At 51.2% G+C, this 18,776-nt stretch carries 15 protein-coding genes and 6 pseudogenes; 19 read left to right on the top strand and 2 right to left on the bottom strand.

Features of this window, described 5'->3' with window-relative positions:
* Position 1 precedes the first annotated feature (1 nt).
* From fliJ to flhB, 11 genes and pseudogenes are all read left to right on the top strand, one after another.
* The gene (fliJ, locus tag ABDK09_19430) at positions 2-454 is read left to right on the top strand and encodes a flagellar export protein FliJ (GenBank protein XAW89076.1); all 453 of its coding nucleotides are present in this window, start codon (positions 2-4) and stop codon (positions 452-454) included.
* A gap of 214 nt (positions 455-668) precedes the next feature.
* A complete protein-coding gene (locus tag ABDK09_19425) occupies positions 669-1,529 on the top strand; it encodes a hypothetical protein (GenBank protein ID XAW89075.1) in 861 nt (286 codons plus the stop codon).
* Positions 1,519-2,646 (top strand): flagellar hook-length control protein FliK, encoded by a 1,128-nt coding sequence (locus ABDK09_19420; GenBank protein XAW89074.1) that lies wholly within the window; start codon positions 1,519-1,521, stop codon positions 2,644-2,646. Before ABDK09_19425 ends, ABDK09_19420 begins: the two co-directional genes overlap by 11 nt.
* Before the next feature lie 32 nt (positions 2,647-2,678).
* Positions 2,679-3,176 carry a flagellar basal body-associated protein FliL gene (gene fliL / locus ABDK09_19415; GenBank protein XAW89073.1) on the top strand — a complete coding sequence of 166 codons (498 nt, stop codon included), beginning with the start codon at positions 2,679-2,681 and terminating at the stop codon, positions 3,174-3,176.
* Between the two features lie 7 nt (positions 3,177-3,183).
* Positions 3,184-4,245 carry a flagellar motor switch protein FliM gene (fliM, locus tag ABDK09_19410; protein XAW89072.1) on the top strand — a complete coding sequence of 354 codons (1,062 nt, stop codon included), beginning with the start codon at positions 3,184-3,186 and terminating at the stop codon, positions 4,243-4,245.
* Between the two features lie 9 nt (positions 4,246-4,254).
* Entirely contained in the window at positions 4,255-4,665 is a 411-nt protein-coding gene (fliN, locus tag ABDK09_19405; protein ID XAW89071.1) for a flagellar motor switch protein FliN, read from the top strand.
* Positions 4,666-4,668: 3 nt separating this feature from the next.
* Positions 4,669-5,058, top strand: a complete 390-nt coding sequence (gene fliO, locus ABDK09_19400) for a flagellar biosynthetic protein FliO (protein ID XAW89070.1) — start codon at positions 4,669-4,671, stop codon at positions 5,056-5,058.
* A gap of 37 nt (positions 5,059-5,095) precedes the next feature.
* A pseudogene (gene fliP / locus ABDK09_19395) lies at positions 5,096-5,936 on the top strand (flagellar type III secretion system pore protein FliP).
* A 12-nt stretch (positions 5,937-5,948) separates the two neighbouring features.
* The gene (gene fliQ / locus ABDK09_19390; protein XAW89069.1) at positions 5,949-6,218 is read left to right on the top strand and encodes a flagellar biosynthesis protein FliQ; all 270 of its coding nucleotides are present in this window, start codon (positions 5,949-5,951) and stop codon (positions 6,216-6,218) included.
* Between the two features lie 8 nt (positions 6,219-6,226).
* Positions 6,227-7,010: pseudogene (fliR, locus tag ABDK09_19385) on the top strand (flagellar biosynthetic protein FliR).
* A gap of 24 nt (positions 7,011-7,034) precedes the next feature.
* Positions 7,035-8,165: a flagellar biosynthesis protein FlhB gene (flhB, locus tag ABDK09_19380; protein ID XAW89068.1), complete on the top strand. Its 1,131-nt coding sequence runs from the start codon at positions 7,035-7,037 to the stop codon at positions 8,163-8,165.
* 4 nt (positions 8,166-8,169) lie between these two features.
* Here the strand turns inward: flhB and smrB are convergent, their stop codons facing one another.
* Positions 8,170-8,778: an endonuclease SmrB gene (gene smrB, locus ABDK09_19375; GenBank protein XAW89067.1), complete on the bottom strand. Its 609-nt coding sequence runs from the start codon at positions 8,776-8,778 to the stop codon at positions 8,170-8,172.
* 64 nt (positions 8,779-8,842) lie between these two features.
* On the opposite strand from smrB, the gene prmB reads away from it, so the two are divergent.
* The 5 genes and pseudogenes from prmB to ABDK09_19350 all read left to right on the top strand — a co-directional run bounded on the left by prmB (position 8,843) and on the right by ABDK09_19350 (position 12,724).
* Positions 8,843-9,775 carry a 50S ribosomal protein L3 N(5)-glutamine methyltransferase gene (prmB, locus tag ABDK09_19370; protein ID XAW89066.1) on the top strand — a complete coding sequence of 311 codons (933 nt, stop codon included), beginning with the start codon at positions 8,843-8,845 and terminating at the stop codon, positions 9,773-9,775.
* 266 nt (positions 9,776-10,041) lie between these two features.
* Entirely contained in the window at positions 10,042-11,127 is a 1,086-nt protein-coding gene (gene aroC / locus ABDK09_19365) for a chorismate synthase (protein ID XAW89065.1), read from the top strand.
* Between the two features lie 149 nt (positions 11,128-11,276).
* The gene (locus ABDK09_19360) at positions 11,277-11,807 is read left to right on the top strand and encodes an elongation factor P hydroxylase (protein ID XAW90786.1); all 531 of its coding nucleotides are present in this window, start codon (positions 11,277-11,279) and stop codon (positions 11,805-11,807) included.
* 10 nt (positions 11,808-11,817) lie between these two features.
* Entirely contained in the window at positions 11,818-12,081 is a 264-nt protein-coding gene (locus ABDK09_19355; protein XAW89064.1) for a YfcL family protein, read from the top strand.
* Positions 12,082-12,198: 117 nt separating this feature from the next.
* Positions 12,199-12,724 (top strand): annotated as a pseudogene (locus ABDK09_19350) (NADPH-dependent FMN reductase).
* Positions 12,725-12,957: 233 nt separating this feature from the next.
* Here ABDK09_19350 and mnmC read toward each other — a convergent pair.
* A pseudogene (gene mnmC, locus ABDK09_19345) lies at positions 12,958-14,992 on the bottom strand (bifunctional tRNA (5-methylaminomethyl-2-thiouridine)(34)-methyltransferase MnmD/FAD-dependent 5-carboxymethylaminomethyl-2-thiouridine(34) oxidoreductase MnmC).
* A 128-nt stretch (positions 14,993-15,120) separates the two neighbouring features.
* Here mnmC and fabB point away from each other — a divergent pair.
* From fabB to ABDK09_19330, 3 genes and pseudogenes are all read left to right on the top strand, one after another.
* Positions 15,121-16,333, top strand: a pseudogene (gene fabB, locus ABDK09_19340) (beta-ketoacyl-ACP synthase I).
* 251 nt (positions 16,334-16,584) lie between these two features.
* Positions 16,585-17,730 (top strand): 4-phosphoerythronate dehydrogenase, encoded by a 1,146-nt coding sequence (locus tag ABDK09_19335; protein XAW89063.1) that lies wholly within the window; start codon positions 16,585-16,587, stop codon positions 17,728-17,730.
* Positions 17,714-18,728 (top strand): annotated as a pseudogene (locus ABDK09_19330) (aspartate-semialdehyde dehydrogenase). Before ABDK09_19335 ends, ABDK09_19330 begins: the two are co-directional and overlap by 17 nt.
* The last annotated feature ends 48 nt before the right edge of the window (positions 18,729-18,776 follow it).

Raw genomic sequence — 18,776 nt, 5'->3', positions numbered from 1 at the left:
TATGGATAACGCACTACAGTTTTTGCTGGAACAGGCCAAAGATAACGAAGATAAAGCTGTCCTGGCGCTCAACAAGGCGCGCACTGAGCTGGAAGGTTATTATCAGCAAATTCGTCAGATTGAGCAGTATCGTCTGGAATACTGCCAGCAACTGGTTGAGCGTGGTCAATCCGGGCTGACTGCCAGTCAATATGGTCATCTTAACCGCTTTCTGACTCAGTTGGATGAAACGCTGGCTAAGCAGCGAGATGCGGAACACCACTTTAAAAATCAGGTGGTCAATTGCGAGCAGCATTGGATGGCGGTGCATAAACAGCGCCGGTCTTACGAATGGCTGATCGACAAGAAGCAGACTGAAAAGCAGCGTGCAGAAAATAAGCGCGAGCAGAAGCTGATGGATGAGTTTTCGACACTTAGCTTTAACCGACGTCGTTCCGGTTCCAGTTTGAGCTGAGTTTATTAGGCCATTGACGTGCTTGGCGTAAATTTTGCAGAGTTTAAATTTGTAGAGTAGTAATTTGTAGAGAATTAATTTTCAGATGAGGCAAAGTTATCCGTGAGTCTCATCTCTGCAGACTAAATACAAAGTGCTGTTCGCTGCAGTTGTGTGCGTGACAGTGGATTCGCTGCCTTTAAGGTGTGCAGCCTGATATACGAGCTAAGTAATTATGAACGTCAACTCAACCTCATCTGCTGCTGATAATAGCAAAGCCACCAGTGTGGCTAAGTCTGCTGGACAACTGGTTCAGCAGGATGAAAGCGGGGAAAACTCCGGCTTTTTGAGCAAATTATCGGCTCTGCTGTTTGGCGCCTCTGAACAGAGCGAATCAAGTGATGCAAAAAAAACGGCCGGGCAGTCACAAGCTGCGGTGCTGTCTGTACAAGATAAGTTGTCTACGCAAGATAAGCTGTCTGCGCAAGACAAGCAGGCTGCAGCGCTGCTCGAACAAGGCGACGGTGATGCTTTGCCTGGTCAAAATACTCAGGGCAGTGCGCATGCCGCGGCAAGCGGTGATGAGCAGGCTCCGTCAGCCAAAGGGCAGGCAACGGATGCGCAGCCAGATATTCCTAAGAATTTACAACGCTTTATTGTTGACGAAAGTGACGGCAAGCAAGCGCTGCATGCCACAACCCAGCAAGTCATGAGTGACGGCGATGCGCTGATAGGCCGTTTAAAAGAGGCTAATCAGGCACTGGCTGCCAGTAACGGCAAAACTTTGCCTCCGTTACCCGGGCAGACTGCAAGCAGAACTAATACTGAAGATGAAGGGTTATTGCGCGTTGCGTCGGAATCCGGTCAGGCTGTGAGCCCGATGAGCGCAAAGGCTATGCTGAGCAGTACTATAACGGACAACGCTCTGCTAACCGCGCCCGTTACTCCGCTCAATCCTGAGCAGGGTTCAGAGGTCACTCAGTTACTGGCCGAGGAGTTAACCAGACTGGGATTAGATGACCAGATGAGCTCAGAGGAAACTGCAACAGCTGACACCGCAGCAGGCTGCGGCGATTCTTGCAGCTTTGAGCGCTGAGTCGGCTCAGTCTTCGTCTGCGGATCATGCACTCAGCGCTGCCAACCAGTCGGGAGACGTTCAGATTCAATCTGCTGCCGATAGCCAGAGCTTAGCGCAGCTTGTGCAAGGTAAAGGTAACGCCGCGCCTGGCGTTGTGCCAGTGACGGCTGATTCATCACCACTCCCGATCCAGCGGTCAGATAGTCAGGTTTCTGCTGACAATGCGCTGCAGTTAACCGCTGTGGCACAAGGTGTTGCAGCTGCTGCGGGTTCGGATCCTGCCAGCGCTCAGACCACACTGCTCTCCTCTGAGCAAGCAGACAAAATTAAGCCGGGGCACCATAACCCGGCCAGCGCAGCGCAGCAACAACCGGCTCAGCAAGCCGGCGCGTCAACTCATAACGTACCGGTCCAGGATGCCACTAATGGCGCGACTGTCACAACCAACGCTGCCAATCCGGCTGGCGTAAATCCGGCGCTTAACCCGGCAATGCTGGCACAAACCGAGAGTCTCAGCCCGGCCGGATTAAAGGCCGCACTCGCCGGTAGCGGGATAGGCAAGCTGACTAACAGTAAAACAGGTCAGCCTGGTCAGGACTCCGCTTTTGCTAACCAAGTGGCAGCGGCTGCTGGTCAGCAGGGCATGAATACCACTTCGTCCAACCTGCGTGCAGAACAAACTCAGGCTCAGCCGCAGATGCCGTTGCATCTGAGTAAGGAAATGGATGTGGATGATATGGCACAACGGGTCCAGATGATGATGTCTAAAAACCTCAAGCAGATCGATATTCGTCTCGATCCGCCTGAGCTGGGTCGTCTCCACATCCGCATGAACATGCATGGTGACGGAGCCAACGTACAGTTCACCGTTGCCAGCAACCAGGCGCGTGATGCGCTGGAACACTCTATGCCGCGCCTGAGAGAAATGTTGTCTCAACAAGGTGTTCAGCTTGGAGATACCTCGGTGCAACAACAAAGTTCAGGCCAGCAACAGCGTTATGCGGCAGGTGGTGGCGGTCAATCCGGTCAATCCTCAGGCAACGAGCGTTTTGCTGGTGAAGAAAACCTTGATACAGACGTCAAACTTGATTTGAATGTGGCTGCAAAGCGTGATGGAATCAGTTATTACGCTTAAACTAAATACAAAATAACGACATAGAGTAAGTTATGGCTGTTGAAGAACTACCTGATGGTGCCCCGAAAAGTAAAAAGAAACTGATGATCATCATCATTGCTGCTGTCGTATTGCTACTGGGCGGCGGTGGTGCTGCTTTCTTCCTGATGGGCTCAGATAGCAGCGAGCAGGCAGAGGAAGCCAGCACTGAGAAAGTTGAAACTGTCGCTGACCCGGTCTCTTACGTCAACATTGCCCAGCCGTTTGTGTTCAATGTCAGCGGTGATGCGCGTGACCGTATGGTGCAGATTAAAGTGCAGCTCATGGTGCGTGGTGCAGAAAATGAACAGCAGGCCCGTTATCATTCGCCGCTGGTCGAAAGTACGTTATTAAGTACCTTTGCTGCGGCAACGGTGGAACAGTTGCGCAGTGCTACCGGCCGTATTGAGCTGCGTGACCAGGCGACAGACGATATCAAAGCAGCCATGACCAAAGTCGTCGGTAAACCTGTGATTGAGCGGGTCCTGTTCACTGACTTTGTAATGCAGTAGGTGACGTGTGACTGATTTATTAAGCCAGGACGAAATCGATGCGCTGCTCCACGGTGTGGACGGTGTCGATGATGTTGAAGAAGAGTTAGATAATACCGACACAAATGCGGTATCTTTCGATTTCTCCTCACAGGATAGGATTGTGCGTGGTCGTATGCCGACCCTGGAGCTGATCAACGAGCGCTTTGCCCGTCATCTGCGTATCAGCCTGTTCAATATGCTGCGCAAGACCGCAGAAGTGTCGATTAACGGCGTACAGATGATGAAGTTCGGTGAGTATCAGAACACCCTGTACGTTCCGACCAGCCTGAATATGGTGCGCTTCCGTCCTCTGAAAGGTACCGCTCTGGTCACCATGGAGGCTCGCCTGGTGTTTATCCTGGTGGAAAACTTCTTTGGTGGCGACGGCCGCTACCACGCGCGGATTGAAGGGCGTGAATTTACTCCGACCGAACGCCGTGTTATCCAACTGCTGCTTAAAATTGTATTTGCTGATTACAAAGATGCCTGGGCGCCGGTGATGGGGGTGGAATTCGAGTATCTCGATTCGGAAGTGAACCCGAGTATGGCCAACATCGTCAGCCCGACCGAAGTCATTGTCGTCAGTTCATTTCATGTTGAGGTGGACGGCGGCGGCGGTGATTTTCACATAGTGATGCCCTACTCCATGGTGGAGCCGATTCGCGAATTGCTGGATGCCGGTGTGCAGTCAGACAAGATGGAAACTGATGTCCGCTGGAGCTCGGCATTGCGTGAAGAAATTATGGATGTACCGGTCAATTTCCGCGTTAACCTGCTGGAGCAGGATCTGGCGCTGCGTGACCTGATGGAGCTGCAGGTCGGCGATATTATCCCGATCAATATGCCCAAACATGCCACCATGTTTGTCGAAGAGTTACCGACCTTCCGGGTTAAGATGGGACGCTCGGGCGATAAACTGGCGGTGCAGGTATCGGAAAAAATTAAACGCCCGGATGTGGTAAAGACCGATCTCGCTTTCTTTGGTAAGGACATTATTGCCGAACTGGAAGATGACGAGAACGATGTTGAAATTCGCAGATTAGAATAGGTAATAAAGATGTCAAAATCAGAAGATCAAAAGCTTGCAGACGAGTGGGCTGCGGCACTGGGGGAAGACCCGAATGCGCCAGAGGTTGATGTCGATGAGATTCTGGCGGCGCCACTGGATGAGCTGAAAGATAGTTCTCAGCCTATTTCAGATGATGAGCGGCGCAAGCTGGATACCATTATGGATATCCCGGTCACCATTTCGATGGAAGTAGGGCGCTCTAAAATCAGTATCCGTAACCTGCTGCAACTTAATCAGGGCTCGGTGGTCGAGCTGGATCGCATCGCAGGTGAATCGCTGGATGTGATGGTGAACGGCACTCTGATAGCCCATGGCGAAGTAGTTGTAGTGAACGATAAGTTTGGTATCCGTCTGACCGATGTGATCAGTCAGACTGAACGCATCAAGAAACTGAGATAGCTTATGAAAAAGCTCATAAGCCTGGCTATGTTTTCGGCCCCGGCCCTGGCGGTGGAGAATAATCAACTGGACCTGGCGACCACGCTGGGTTCTTTGATTTTCGTCATCGCGCTGATTCTAGCCATGGCCTGGATGCTCAAGCGCATGCGGGTGCCGGCCTTTGGTCAGCAGAAAGGACTGAGTGTGGTCAGGCAACTGGCCGTCGGAACTAAAGAGCGGGTGATGATAGTACAGGCGGGGGAAGAGCAGTTCCTGATAGGGGTAACCGCACAATCTGTTCAACTGATCTCAAAACTGGATAAGCCACTCCAGCTACAGGAGACTGAAGCGGCTTCTTTTACTAATCAACTGACCCAGCTACTGAAAAAACATGACAATAAACCTTCTGTTTAAGCGCTTGCCCGACCGGCTGTCCTGGATAGCTGTGCTCATGTGGATGTCTGCACTGCTGTTTGCGCCGTTGGCCAGTGCACAGCAGGAAACTGGAAACACCCATCCCTGCCACAGCCGCCGGCGCTGAAAATGTGACGGTTTCTGCGATGGAACGTGAGCAGGGTTCGGCCCGGACGATGGCGCTGGGCTCAAGCAGTGGTGGCGGGGGCATTCCGGCCTTTACCATGACGACAACCGCCGATGGCGGAGAGGAATACTCGGTCAATCTGCAGATCCTGGCCCTGATGACCATGCTCGGCTTCTTGCCGGCGATGGTCATTCTGATGACCTCGTTTACCCGTATTGTCGTGGTGATGTCGATTCTGCGTCAGGCGATGGGGCTGCAGCAGACGCCGTCCAACCAGGTGATTATCGGTATTGCTGTGTTTCTGACCTTTTTTATCATGTCGCCGGTCCTCAACCGTATTAATGACCAGGCTGTACAGCCTTATCTCAACGAACAGATCACCGCCCGGCAGGCTTTTGATTTGGCTCAGGAGCCGATGAAAGATTTTATGCTCAAGCAGACCCGGGTTAAAGATCTGGAGACCTTCGTCAACATCTCCGGCTCGGAAGCGCAGAATCCGGAAGATGTTTCAATGGCGGTGCTGATCCCGGCTTTCATTACCTCTGAGCTCAAAACGGCATTCCAAATCGGCTTTATGCTGTTTTTGCCTTTCTTGATCATAGACTTAGTCGTTGCTTCTGTGTTGATGGCAATGGGTATGATGATGCTGTCGCCAATGATTGTTTCGTTACCGTTTAAACTGATGCTGTTTGTGCTGGTGGATGGATGGAATCTGATTCTGTCGACGCTGGCGGGCAGTTTTGCCTTATAGCAGGAGCATTGAATGACACCAGAAGTCTTCGTCGAGCTGTTTCGTGATGCGCTGTGGATGGTCCTGATTATGGTCTGTGCCATCATAGTGCCGAGCCTGCTGATTGGTCTGGTGGTCGCGATATTTCAGGCCGCAACTTCCATTAACGAACAGACCCTGAGCTTTTTGCCGCGTCTTATCGTCACTTTGCTGGCGCTGATGGCGTTTGCTCACTGGATGACGCAAATGCTGATGGAATACTTTTATTCCATCGTTGAGCGTCTGCCCCAGGTGCTGTACTAGGCCGGTTTATGGAATATCCAGCCAGCGTCGTCCTCGACTTTATTGCCAACTATTTCTGGCCCTATACCCGCATCTCAGCGATGTTGATGGTGATGAGTGTCACCGGCGCGAGATTTGTTTCCACCCGTATTCGCCTCTACCTTGGCCTGGCAATTACCTTTGCGGTGATGCCCGCGATTCCGGCGGTGCCCGCTGATCTGCAATTGCTCTCTTTTCAGGGGTTTATGACCACGCTGGAGCAGTTGATCATCGGAGTGGCGATGGGCATGGTGACCCAGTTTATGGCGCAGACCTTTGTTATGCTGGGCCAAATCCTCGGCATGCAGGCGAGTTTGGGTTTTGCTTCCATGGTCGATCCTGCGAAACGGTCAGAATACGCCGCTGCTTGGTCAGCTGTTTATGTTTCTGGTTACCCTGTTTTTTCTTGCCACCGATGGGCATCTGAAAATGATCCAATTGCTGGTGATGAGTTTTAAGAGTCTGCCGATTGGCAGTGGCTCGCTCACCGCGGTTGATTTCCGCGAGCTGGCGTTGTGGCTCGGGACCATGTTTAAAGTGGCCCTCAGTATGTCACTGTCAGGCATCATCGCTCTGCTGACAGTCAACTTATCCTTCGGGGTGATGACCCGTGCTGCGCCGCAGCTGAATATCTTTTCACTCGGTTTTGCCTTTGCGCTGATGGTCGGCTTACTGCTGTGCTGGTATATCATCAGCGGTCTCTATACTCATTATGATCTGTACTGGAATCAGGGCGAACAGCAGGTGTGCAGCCTGATCCGGTTAACATGTTAATTCACGGCGTGTCAGGAGGCTGAATTGGCAGAATCAGACGGACAAGAAAGGACCGAAGACGCTACCCCCCGACGGTTGCAACAGGCGCGAGAAAAAGGCCAGGTTGCACGGTCGAAGGAGCTGGCGTCTGTGTCGGTACTGGTGGTCGGCGCGTTATCTCTGATGTGGTTCGGAAAGTCGATGGCCGGCGGTTTGCTGACTGCGATGGGGCGGCTTTTTAACCTCAGCCGTGAAGAGATTTTTGACGTCAACAAACTGTTCGACATCATTTCCGGTGTGCTGGTGCAGCTGCTGATGCCACTGCTGCTTATTCTGGTGACGTTATTTATTGCGGCGTTGATCGGTGCCGCCGGGGTCGGCGGGATCAGTTTCTCAGCGGAAGCGGCGATGCCAAAATTGTCCAAGATGAATCCGCTCAGTGGTATCAAGCGTATGTTTGGCATGCAGAGCTGGGTAGAGCTGATCAAATCGATTCTCAAAGTCCTGCTGGTTGCCGGTATGGCGTTTTATCTGATTGAAGCGTCAAAACAGGATCTGTTTCAGCTCAGTCTGGATGTGTTCCCGCAAAATATTTTTCATGCCCTGGATATTCTGCTTAATTTTGTCTTACTGATCAGCTGTTCACTGTTGGTAGTAGTGGCGATCGATATCCCGTTTCAGATCTGGCAACACGCCAATCAGCTGAAAATGACTAAGCAGGAAGTTAAAGACGAATACAAAGACACCGAAGGTAAGCCTGAGGTGAAAGGGCGGATTCGGATGCTGCAACGCGAGGCTGCGCAGCGGCGTATGATGGCTGATGTGCCACAGGCTGATGTCATTATTACCAACCCGGATCACTTCTCTGTTGCGCTGCGTTATAAACAAAACCGCGACAGGGCGCCGGTGGTGATCGCGAAAGGGGTTGATCACATCGCCCTGAAAATTCGGGAAGTGGCGCGAGAGCATGACATCATGATCGTGCCGGCTCCGCCTCTGGCCCGGGCTCTGTATCATACCACTGAACTGGAACAGGAAATTCCTGACGGATTGTTTGTGGCTGTGGCCCAGGTTCTGGCTTATGTGTTCCAGCTGAAACAATATCGGCGTAAAGGTGGCGAACGACCTAAACTGAAAGAAGAGAATATGCCGATACCGGATGAGATGAGGTACTAAAGGGCTATGACTCAGAGATTAAGTCATAGCTGCTTACCGTTATTTCTCGCCGACTGACTATTTTTCCGGGACTGACAGCAGAAACCAGTAGCGCGCCGGCACCACCGAATTCGAGCGGTGCCTGGTGGAAGGCCATTACATCCGGATGCTGGGCCAGCCACAGCGGGACTTTCTGTTTGAGAATGTGTTTACCAATGCCGTGTTGTACGCAAGCACAGTGGGTACCTTCTTTGATGCAATAGGCAATCATCGCGCCGAGTTCACGTTTGGCTTCCTGTTGCGTCATGCCATGCATGTCGAGGAAAACATCCGGTACATAGACTCCGCGTCGCAGGCGTTTCACTTCGTATTTGGACACATCGCTGCGCGCATAACGAGTCGGGCCCTCTTCACTGAGCAGGGGCACGAACTCATCGGAAAAGTAGAAATCGTTGTCGCGGGCTTCGCGATCGTTACGACGGGTTTCTTTTTGTTTAGGATTTCTGTTTGGCTCCTGGATTATGGTATCCTGCGCCAACTTTTTAACGCCCTTTACTGCATCCTGAAATAAAGCGAAATCGTCATCGGTGTCGACTTCATAGTTGTCGTTGAATTCGGTCTCTTTTTTGCTCATTAGGGATTAGATAATCTGTTATAAATCGAAATTGGCAGTATTGTAGCGCTTTTCGGAGGCAAGTTTGGATAAGATTTTTGTAGAAGAGGCGGTTTCAGAGCTGCATACGCTTCAAGATATGATTCGTTGGACGGTGAGTCGCTTTAACGCTGCGAACTTATTTTATGGTCACGGTACCGATAATGCGTGGGATGAAGCGGTTCAGCTGATCCTGCCAACCCTTTATTTACCGATTGATGTGCCTCCACATGTGTTGAACTCACGCCTGACGACCAGCGAGCGTTTGCGTGTGGTTGAGCGTGTGGTGATGCGGATTAAAGATCGCACCCCGGTAGCTTACCTGACCAATAAAGCCTGGTTCTGCGGGCTGGAATTTTTTGTTGATGAGCGAGTGCTGGTGCCACGTTCACCGATTGGTGAGCTGATCCAGGCTCAGTTTGAACCTTGGCTGGTGGAAGAGCCACAACGTATCATGGATATGTGTACCGGTAGCGGTTGTATCGCGATTGCCTGTGCGCACGCATTCCCTGATGCAGAAGTGGATGCAATTGATATTTCAGCCGCAGCGCTGGAAGTCGCTGAGCAAAATATCCAGGACCACGGACTGGAACAGCAAGTGTACCCGATTCGTTCTGACCTGTTCCGTGATCTGCCAAAAGAGCAGTACGATGTGATTGTCACCAACCCACCTTATGTGGATGAAGAAGACATGAACAGTCTGCCGGATGAGTTCCGTCACGAGCCTGAACTGGGTCTGGCGGCCGGAACCGATGGTCTGAAGCTGGTACGCCGTATTCTGGCGAATGCACCTAATTACCTGACGGAAAAAGGTATTTTGATCTGTGAAGTGGGTAACTCGATGATCCACATGATGGAGCAGTACCCGGAGATCCCATTCACCTGGATCGAGTTTGAAAACGGTGGTCACGGTGTATTCATGCTGACCCGCGATCAACTGCTGGCGTGTGCCGATGAGTTTTCACTCTATCTGGATTAACCAGCACTGAGCTGTGTACACAGGCAAGACAGTTTTCTCAAACACCGGCTTTGCAGCCGGTGTTTTTTTATCTTTTTAATGGCTGATAGTATCTAAATCAGCGGGTTGGAAAGGTAATGCCCATTTTAGGGAGAAAGATTGCACAAATAGTGCAAGCTTAGGCTTTACATCAAATCGTAATAAAGCGACTATGATTCCACGAAGAATAGTAATGAGTGCTGTGGGCGTCGCGTTCAACGTACGCAGCAAGCTAATTTGAGGACATAATGGCAGGAAACAGTATCGGACAACATTTCCGGGTAACGACATTCGGAGAAAGTCACGGTATCGCACTGGGATGTATCGTAGACGGTTGCCCTCCGGGGTTAGAAATCAGTGAAGCAGATCTGCAGGTCGACTTAGATCGTCGTCGTCCTGGCACATCGCGTTATACCACGCAGCGCCGCGAAGCCGATGAAGTAAAGATTTTGTCGGGTGTGTTTGAAGGTAAAACGACCGGCACTTCGATTGGTCTGCTGATTGAAAATACCGATCAACGTTCCAAAGATTATTCCGACATTAAAGATAAGTTCCGTCCGGGACACGCTGACTACACCTACCATCAGAAATATGGTGTGCGTGATTATCGTGGTGGTGGCCGTTCATCGGCACGCGAAACCGCGATGCGTGTTGCCGCAGGTGGTATTGCCAAGAAATACCTTAAACAGGAATTTGGCATCGAGATCCGTGCTTACCTGGCACAGATGGGCGATGTTGCGATCGATAAAGTGGACTGGAACGAAATTGATAACAATGCGTTCTTCTGTCCGGATGTCGATAAAGTTGAGGCTTTTGACCAACTTATTCGCGATCTGAAAAAAGAAGGCGATTCGATTGGTGCCAAAATTCAGGTTGTTGCCACCAACGTACCGGTTGGTCTCGGTGAGCCGGTATTTGACCGTCTGGATGCAGACATTGCGCATGCACTGATGAGCATCAATGCGGTCAAAGGGGTGGAAATCGGCGATGGTTTTGATGTAGTACAGCAAAAGGGCAGTGAGCATCGTGATCCACTGACTCCGCAGGGTTTCAGCTCTAACCATGCCGGTGGTATTCTGGGCGGTATCTCAACTGGTCAGGACTTAGTGGCGAATATTGCGCTCAAACCGACGTCGAGCATTACCGTTCCGGGCGATACCATTACCCGTACCGGTGAGCCGACTCAGCTTATCACCAAAGGTCGTCACGATCCTTGTGTCGGTATCCGTGCGGTGCCGATTGCTGAAGCGATGCTGGCGATTGTGGTCCTTGACCATCTGCTGCGTCATCGCGGGCAGAATTTTGGTGTTACCACTGAAACGCCGGTTATCTGATAAGCCAAGCTTTTCCCAAAAAACGCCCTCACATGAGGGCGTTTTTGTTGGTGCATAGCCCGGGTTGTCACACGCTGGCCGATTGCACTTTACCCGCCGCGAAAAAATCGCCAAAATGCGCGCTGTCGATGACTGTTAACCTTAATCTTATGTCCCACCAATATTCCGATTTGATCGCTATTTTCGATCAAACCTTTTTTGCTGATTTCAACACCCGTCTGGTGCGCGGTGATGACGAGCCGGTTTATCTGCCTGCGGATAACAGCACGCCTTACCACAGGATCATTTTTGCACGTGGTTTTTATGCCTCGGCGTTACATGAAATATCCCACTGGTGCGTCGCCGGTCCCGAGCGCCGTCTGCTGGAGGATTTTGGCTACTGGTACGAACCAGACGGACGAACTGAAGCGGTTCAGGCCCGGTTTGAGCAGGTAGAGGTGCGTCCCCAGGCGTATGAGTGGATTTTGTCGCTGAGTGCAGGCTTTCCTTTTACGGTCAGTTGTGACAACCTTAACGGCGATTTTGAGCCGGACCGGCTGGCTTTTATGCACAAAGTGCAACAAGAAGTACTGTCGATTCTGGCCAGCGGATTGCCAACCCGAGTGAATATGCTGTCGCAAGCGTTGCGCGCGTTTTACCAAACGCCGCCGCTCAGTCCAGACCAATTTATTGTGAAGTAACGAGATAACTATGATTATTGAATTTGAAGAAAAACTCCTTGAGCTGATTGATACCCGTATCGCGACAGCGTCGGACGATGAGCTGTTTGCCGGTGGTTATCTGCGTGGTCATATTTCGTTATCCGCGGCAGCGTGTGAAGAAGAAGGCATTAATGATCTGAACGAGTTTAAAAACCGTATCGAGAATAGCCTGGAACAGGCACGTTCAGAGCTGACACCAGCTGATCGCATCATTGTTGCCGATCTTTGGCAGGAATTGGCTGCTCAGGCCTGATAGCAGGACTCACGATCGTTCAAATTATTCGAATGAATCCATAAAAGTTTTATAGTTGTTGTTGAGCGGTCGAATGATTACTCTATCATCATCAACCGAACACATAGGATTACCGACATGAAAGTTATCGCATTCGGAGCTAGCACTAGCTCAACATCAATTAACAAAGCATTGGCTACTTACACCGCTGGTCTTGTAGATGGCGCAGACGTTAAAGTTCTGAACATCAGCGACTACAACGTGCCTATGTTCAGCGAAGATCTGGAAAAAGAGATCGGTCAGGCTGAAGGTGCGCAAGCGTTTCCTGCGTGATTTGGCTGATGCTGACGCTTTAGTGATTTCGTACGCAGAGCATAACGGCCATTACCCGGCTGCATATAAAAACCTGTTTGACTGGGCGACTCGTATCGATCGCGAAGTGTTTAAGAACAAACCAGCGGTTTACCTGTCTACATCACCAGGCCCTGGCGGCGCGCAATCTGTTCTGGCTGCTGCTGTTGGTTCTGCACCTTTCTTTGCTGGTAACGTGAAAGCGTCACTGTCTGTACCAAACTTCTACGATGTGTTTGATCTGGAAGCGGGTCAGGTGAAAGACGACGCTGTCAATGCTCAGCTGAAAGAAGCGGTTGCTAAACTGGCTTAATGAGCTGACAACAGGTCAAGGCTGACTTTTGTCTGCCAATGAATTTAAAAACGCCTCGCAAAATTGCGAGGCGTTTTGTTTTGTGCTGTTACGGACGGAACGGTTTTTCCATCTTGTTGGCGGATTTACCGAAGGTTGGTTCACTCAGCGCGGTTATTAGCGACTCAGTATGGTTATTATCTACTGAGTACGGTTGTTATTTACTTAATACGGTTGCCATCTACCCGGCGCAATTATTGTTCACTGATGGCTTTACCTTTACGCAGGCGGCGCACCCACATCCGGCTTGGATGCAGGCTTTCCATTACATCGACCGGCAGCGGCAGCGGATCGCCACAGATGATGGATGCCAGGACTTCGGCCAGAAGCGGTGCCGAACTCAGGCCACGCGAACCGAGACCAAGCAAGCCATACAGTTGCGGATACTGAGCCACACGTGGTGCTTCATCTTGTGCCATGTGCACCAATTGTTGGTACTGCTCGAGAATCTCCGCCATCTGACCGATACCGCCGACAAAAGGCAGGTGATCGCGGCTGACGCAGCGGATAGCCTGACGGGAGTCGTTACCTGACGTGTCGACCTGGGCTGGCCAGCTTTGTGTACTGACACATTTGGCCAGACGTGCGCCATTTTCGGTTTGTGCCTGCGCGTCAAACTCACGGTCAATGTGTTCGCGGTCATAACTCGCCCCGATGCAATGGGTGGCGGTGTGTGGATTGGCCGGAGTCATGTAACCGTCGTAACACAACACCGAACGCAGTGACTGCAGGGTGTCATTGCTTGGTACATGACTGACCTGACCTTTGACTTTACCCAGCGGCTGCAGCTTGGTTTGCTCTATGGCGTCAAACTGATGACCATTGGCCATAATCACACACTGGTGATGTCTCGTCTGCTGTTGGGGCGATGTGCCGGCAAAAGAGAGCTGCCATCGCTGGCTGTCTGCCAACCATTCTAATTTAGTCAGCTCATGATCATAACGGGCAGTCAGTTTGCCTTGTCGGGTTAAATGGTTCAGCAGTCCGGTGGTGAACTGAGCCGGGCACAGCCAGCCGCCCAGCGGGTAGTGGACACTTTCCACATCAACCGGTAAGCCGACCGCTTGCGCGCTCTGCTCGGGGCTGAGTTTGGTGACCAAATCGTGACTGAAGTCACCGGCGATCATTTTATTGAGTTTTTTGGCTGATTTTTCATCCCACAGCAACTGAGTCACACCACACCAGTCGTGATCGAATTCGATGTTTTCTGCCATCTGCTCAAAGAACTGGCGGGCGTACAAAAAGGCCGGGGCAAACACGCGAGACACGCCGCTGTGTTCACCATTGAGCAGCGGATAGACGGCGCCCTGGCGGTTGCCGGACGCGCCCTGAGCCGCTTCACTGTCCTGACAATACAGTGTGATGCCTACACCACGCTCGCTCAGTGCTTTAGCCAGAGCGGCACTGGCGATCCCACCCCCTATAATGGCCACATCTTTGACGTCGCTCAGGGCCTCGATGTGATACCAGGGTTTAATATTGCTGGCAGGCTGTTTGTCGCCCATGGCACCGGCAATCATTTCTCGTTTGGTGCCAAAGCCTTTGACTTTCTTCATGCCAAAGCCGGCTTCAATCAGGCCGCGACGCACAAAACCCGCAGCCGTAAAAGTGGCGCAGGTACAGTCTTGTTTCGCCATCATTGCCATGCCGTTAAACAGGTTCTGATTCCACATTTCAGGGTTTTTGCTCGGAGCAAAACCGTCCAGGAAACCAGGCATCGACCAGGCCTTTGTCCGGGACTGGAACGTCCGGCATGCAATCTTTAATGTCACCAAACCATAAATCCAGCGTGATTGCGCCATCGGCCAGCACAATACGGTGACATTCCGGCACAGCAGGCGGATAATGCTGATGTAATTTTCTGGCATAATCAGCCAGTTCCGGCCATGCCTGATGAGCCTGGACTAAATCTGTGCGACTGAGCGGAAACTTTTCAAAACTAATGAAATGTAACTGCTGTAGTGTCGCTTGTGGGTTTTGCTGTCTAAACTTGTCAAACCATTGCCAAGCGGCAAGAAAGTTAAGTCCGGTACCGAATCCGGTTTCGGCAATGACGAAACGGCGCTGATCGTGTTCGTGCCAGCGCTGAGGAAGGTGATTTTGGGTCAGAAATACGTAACGGGTCTCTTCTAACCCATTAACGTTAGAGAAATAGACGTCGTCAAATTGGTCAGAAACCGGGGTTCCGGCCTCGTTCCAGCCGAGTTGTGCATGAGTGATTGAAGTCATAATGGGCGAATTCTATGATATTTGACGTAATTATGGGCCGGGATTGTACGGATTTATGGGAAAGCTGACCACTTTTGTTATCCTTCTTCGTTATCATTTATCAGAATTTTGAATTATAGGAATGTCACATGAAACGAGTCGTAATCACCGGTATGGGTATTGTTTCAAGTATCGGTAACAACGTCGAAGAAGTTTTAGCGTCTCTTAAAGCAGGTAAGTCAGGCATCAATGCTTCTGAGCAATTCAAAGAGAAAGGTCTACGTTCTCAAGTTTGGGGCGACCTGAAAATCAACCCTGCTGAACATATTGACCGTAAACAAATGCGTTTTATGGGCGATGCAGCAGCATACGCTTACCTGTCGATGGAACAGGCGATTGCTGATGCAGGTCTGACTCCTGAGCAGGTATCGAATGATCGTACTGGAATCATCGCTGGTTCTGGCGGTGCGTCTTCACTGAACCAGGTGAATGCGGTCGATATTCTGCGTGAGAAGGGCGTGAAGCGCGTTGGTCCTTACATGGTACCGCGTACTATGTCTTCAACGGTTTCGGCTTGTCTGGCAACTCCATTTAAAATCCGTGGCGTAAACTACTCGATCAGCTCAGCTTGTGCGACATCTGCACACTGTATCGGTAACGCAATGGAACTTATCCAACTGGGTAAACAGGACATCGTATTCGCCGGTGGCGGTGAAGAAACTGGACTGGTCACTGACCATGATGTTCGATGCGATGGGTGCACTGTCAACCAAGTACAACGATGATCCGTCTAAAGCGTCTCGTACCTACGATGCAGACCGCGACGGTTTCGTTATCTCTGGTGGCGGCGGTATGCTGGTTATCGAAGAGCTGGAACATGCTCTGGCACGTGGTGCGAAAATCTACGGTGAAATCGTCGGCTACGGTGCGACTTCAGACGGTTACGACATGGTTGCTCCGTCAGGTGAAGGCGCAGTGCGTTGTATGCAGATGGCGATGCAAAACGTGGACGGCGTGGACTACGTGAACACTCACGGTACTTCAACACCGGTTGGTGACGTGAAAGAACTGGGTGCGATTCAACAGGTCTTCGGCGGTAAGAGCCCGGCTATTTCAGCAACCAAAGCGATGACAGGTCACGCTCTGGGTGCGGCTGGTGTACACGAAGCGATCTACTCAACCCTGATGCTGCATCACGGTTTTGTTGCGCCAAGCATCAACATTGAAAACCTGGATGAAGCGGCGCAAGGTCTGGATATCGTGACTGAAGCTCGTGAACAGGATCTGACCACTGTGATGTCAAACAGTTTTGGTTTTGGTGGCACTAACGCAACTCTGGTAATTAAGAAATACCAAGGCTAAGCGCCTCTGACCAATCCGTTTCCAGAACCGATCAGTTAAGCTGATCGAACAGACGCAGACTCTGTCCCATGGAGAGCGGGACAGGATCCTTTTGTTCTGGTTATTGCCCGGCGGCCATCTTTGGTGCCGGGCATTTTTATGGCTGGTGTTTAATCCTCGACACTGGCAACGCTTTTCTGCACAATGCGTTGTTAACCTGCCAAGCACACTAGCAACGCAACCCCAGTCAATAAAAATAATGTGAACTCTGTATGAAAATTGTGATCGACGAAAACATGCCTTATGCAGCTGAGCTGTTCAGCCAGTTGGGTGAGGTGATTTTGAAACCAGGCCGCACTCTGACCGCCGATGATCTGATTGATGTCGATGCGCTGATGATTCGTTCGGTGACCAAAGTTAACCAGGAACTGATCAGTAAGGCCAATAAGCTTAAGTTTGTCGGTACGGCGACGGCGGGAATGGACCACGTAGACCAGGCGTTGCTGCAAGAGCGCGGTATCTTCTTTACCGCGGCACCAGGCTGTAACAAAGTGGGTGTGGCGGAGTATGTGGTCAGTGTGTTGATGGTGTTGTCACAACAACAGGGTTTTTCTGTGTTTGATAAGACGGTCGGTATCATTGGTGCAGGCCAGGTGGGCAGTTATCTGGCCGAATGCTTGAGCGGCATGGGAATCAAAGTTCTGCTCAATGATCCACCGAAACAGGCGCAAGGTGATTCCCGTAACTTCACGCCGCTTGAGACTCTGCTCAGTGAAGCGGATGTGATTACTGTGCATACGCCGATCACCAAAGACGGTGCATGGCCGACTCATCACCTGATCAACGCCGATGTGCTGGCGAATCTGCGCAGTGACCAGATCCTGATTAACGCCGCCCGTGGTCCGATTGTCGACAACGAAGCGCTCAAAGCGCGTCTGCTGGAGCGTGATGGTTTCACTGCTGCACTGGATGTATTCGAATTTGAGCCGCAAGTCGATATGACGCTGCTGCCTCTGCTGGCGTTTGCTACGCCACACGTTGCCGGTTATGGCCTGGAAGGCAAGGCGCGCGGCACTACGATGATTTTCAACAGCTACTGTGAGTTCCTGGGCGAAGCCCACTGTGCTAATCCATCCAGTCTGCTGCCGATTGCACCGGTACCTGAGGTAACGCTGGATCGGGCCTGGGATGAAGCCACACTGCTGACTTTAACTCAACTGATTTATGATGTGCGTAGGGATGACGCACTGTTCCGTCGCGAAATACACAAACCTGGCGCGTTTGACCAAATGCGTAAACACTATTGGGACAGACGTGAGTATAGCGCGGTCACACTCGTTGGTGATGCCGGATGTAATCTGGAGCCACTGGCGAAATTAGGTTTTAAAATTGAGGTAACGAATGAGCCAAGAATTTAACGTTGCAATCTTCGGTGCAACAGGCGCCGTCGGTGAAACGATGTTGGAAGTGCTGCAGGAGCGTAAGTTCCCGGTCGGCAATCTGTATCTGCTGGCCAGTGAGCGCAGTGAGGGTAAAACCTATCGTTTCAACGGCAAGAGTGTCCGGGTAGAGAAACGTCGAAAACTTCGACTGGACGCAAGTCCATATTGCTCTGTTCTCTGCTGGTGGTGAACTATCGGCTCAGTATGCGCCGATTGCTGCGGATGCCGGTGTGGTGGTGATTGATAACACCTCACAGTTCCGCTACGACTACGACATCCCGTTAGTTGTGCCGGAAGTGAACCCGCAAGCGGTAGCGGATTTCCGTAACCGTAACATCATTGCCAACCCGAACTGTTCGACGATTCAGATGCTGGTGGCATTGAAGCCGATTTATGACGCAGTCGGTATTGAACGTATTAACGTCACGACTTATCAGTCGGTATCCGGTGCCGGTAAAGCGGGAATTGATGAGTTAGCCGGGCAGACGGCTAAGCTACTGAACGGTATTCCGGCTGAAAACAAAGAGTTTCGTCAGCAAATTGCGTTCAACTGTATTCCGAAAATTGATCAGTTTATGGAAAACGGCTACACCAAAGAAGAGATGAAAATGGTGTGGGAAACGCAGAAAATCTTTAATGATGCGGCGATTACGGTGAACCCGACCTGTGTGCGTGTGCCGGTTTTCTATGGTCACGCTGAAGCTTTGCATATCGAAACCAGCTCGCCGATTGATGCCGAGCAGGTGATTGATCTGCTGGAGCACACTGAAGGTGTGGAAGTGTTCAAGGGCGAAGACTTTCCGACCCAGGTGCGTGATGCCGGTGGTAAAGATCATGTGATGGTAGGACGTATCCGCAATGACATCAGTCACCATAGCGGCATTAACCTGTGGGTTGTGGCTGACAACGTACGTAAAGGTGCGGCCACCAATGCAGTGCAGATTGCTGAGGTGCTGATTCGGGATTATTTCTGAGTTAAGTCAGTCGTCTGATGTAAAAAACCACCGTAAACGGTGGTTTTT

The organism is Vibrio sp. CDRSL-10 TSBA, assembly GCA_039696685.1.
Classification (GTDB): domain Bacteria; phylum Pseudomonadota; class Gammaproteobacteria; order Enterobacterales; family Vibrionaceae; genus Vibrio.
The sequence above is the reverse complement of the archived record's forward strand: the minus strand, read 5'-3'. Positions and strand labels throughout refer to the sequence as shown.

Bases quoted from the DNA above. Each gene is read 5' to 3' on its own strand.
- fliJ (XAW89076.1), top strand. From the start codon at position 2: ATGGATAACGCACTACAGTTTTTGCTGGAACAGGCCAAAGATAACGAA.
- ABDK09_19425 (XAW89075.1), top strand. From the start codon at position 669: ATGAACGTCAACTCAACCTCATCTGCTGCTGATAATAGCAAAGCCACC.
- fliL (XAW89073.1), top strand. From the start codon at position 2,679: ATGGCTGTTGAAGAACTACCTGATGGTGCCCCGAAAAGTAAAAAGAAA.
- fliN (XAW89071.1), top strand. From the start codon at position 4,255: ATGTCAAAATCAGAAGATCAAAAGCTTGCAGACGAGTGGGCTGCGGCA.
- fliO (XAW89070.1), top strand. From the start codon at position 4,669: ATGAAAAAGCTCATAAGCCTGGCTATGTTTTCGGCCCCGGCCCTGGCG.
- fliQ (XAW89069.1), top strand. From the start codon at position 5,949: ATGACACCAGAAGTCTTCGTCGAGCTGTTTCGTGATGCGCTGTGGATG.
- smrB (XAW89067.1), bottom strand. From the start codon at position 8,778: ATGAGCAAAAAAGAGACCGAATTCAACGACAACTATGAAGTCGACACC.
- aroC (XAW89065.1), top strand. From the start codon at position 10,042: ATGGCAGGAAACAGTATCGGACAACATTTCCGGGTAACGACATTCGGA.
- ABDK09_19360 (XAW90786.1), top strand. From the start codon at position 11,277: ATGTCCCACCAATATTCCGATTTGATCGCTATTTTCGATCAAACCTTT.
- ABDK09_19355 (XAW89064.1), top strand. From the start codon at position 11,818: ATGATTATTGAATTTGAAGAAAAACTCCTTGAGCTGATTGATACCCGT.
- ABDK09_19335 (XAW89063.1), top strand. From the start codon at position 16,585: ATGAAAATTGTGATCGACGAAAACATGCCTTATGCAGCTGAGCTGTTC.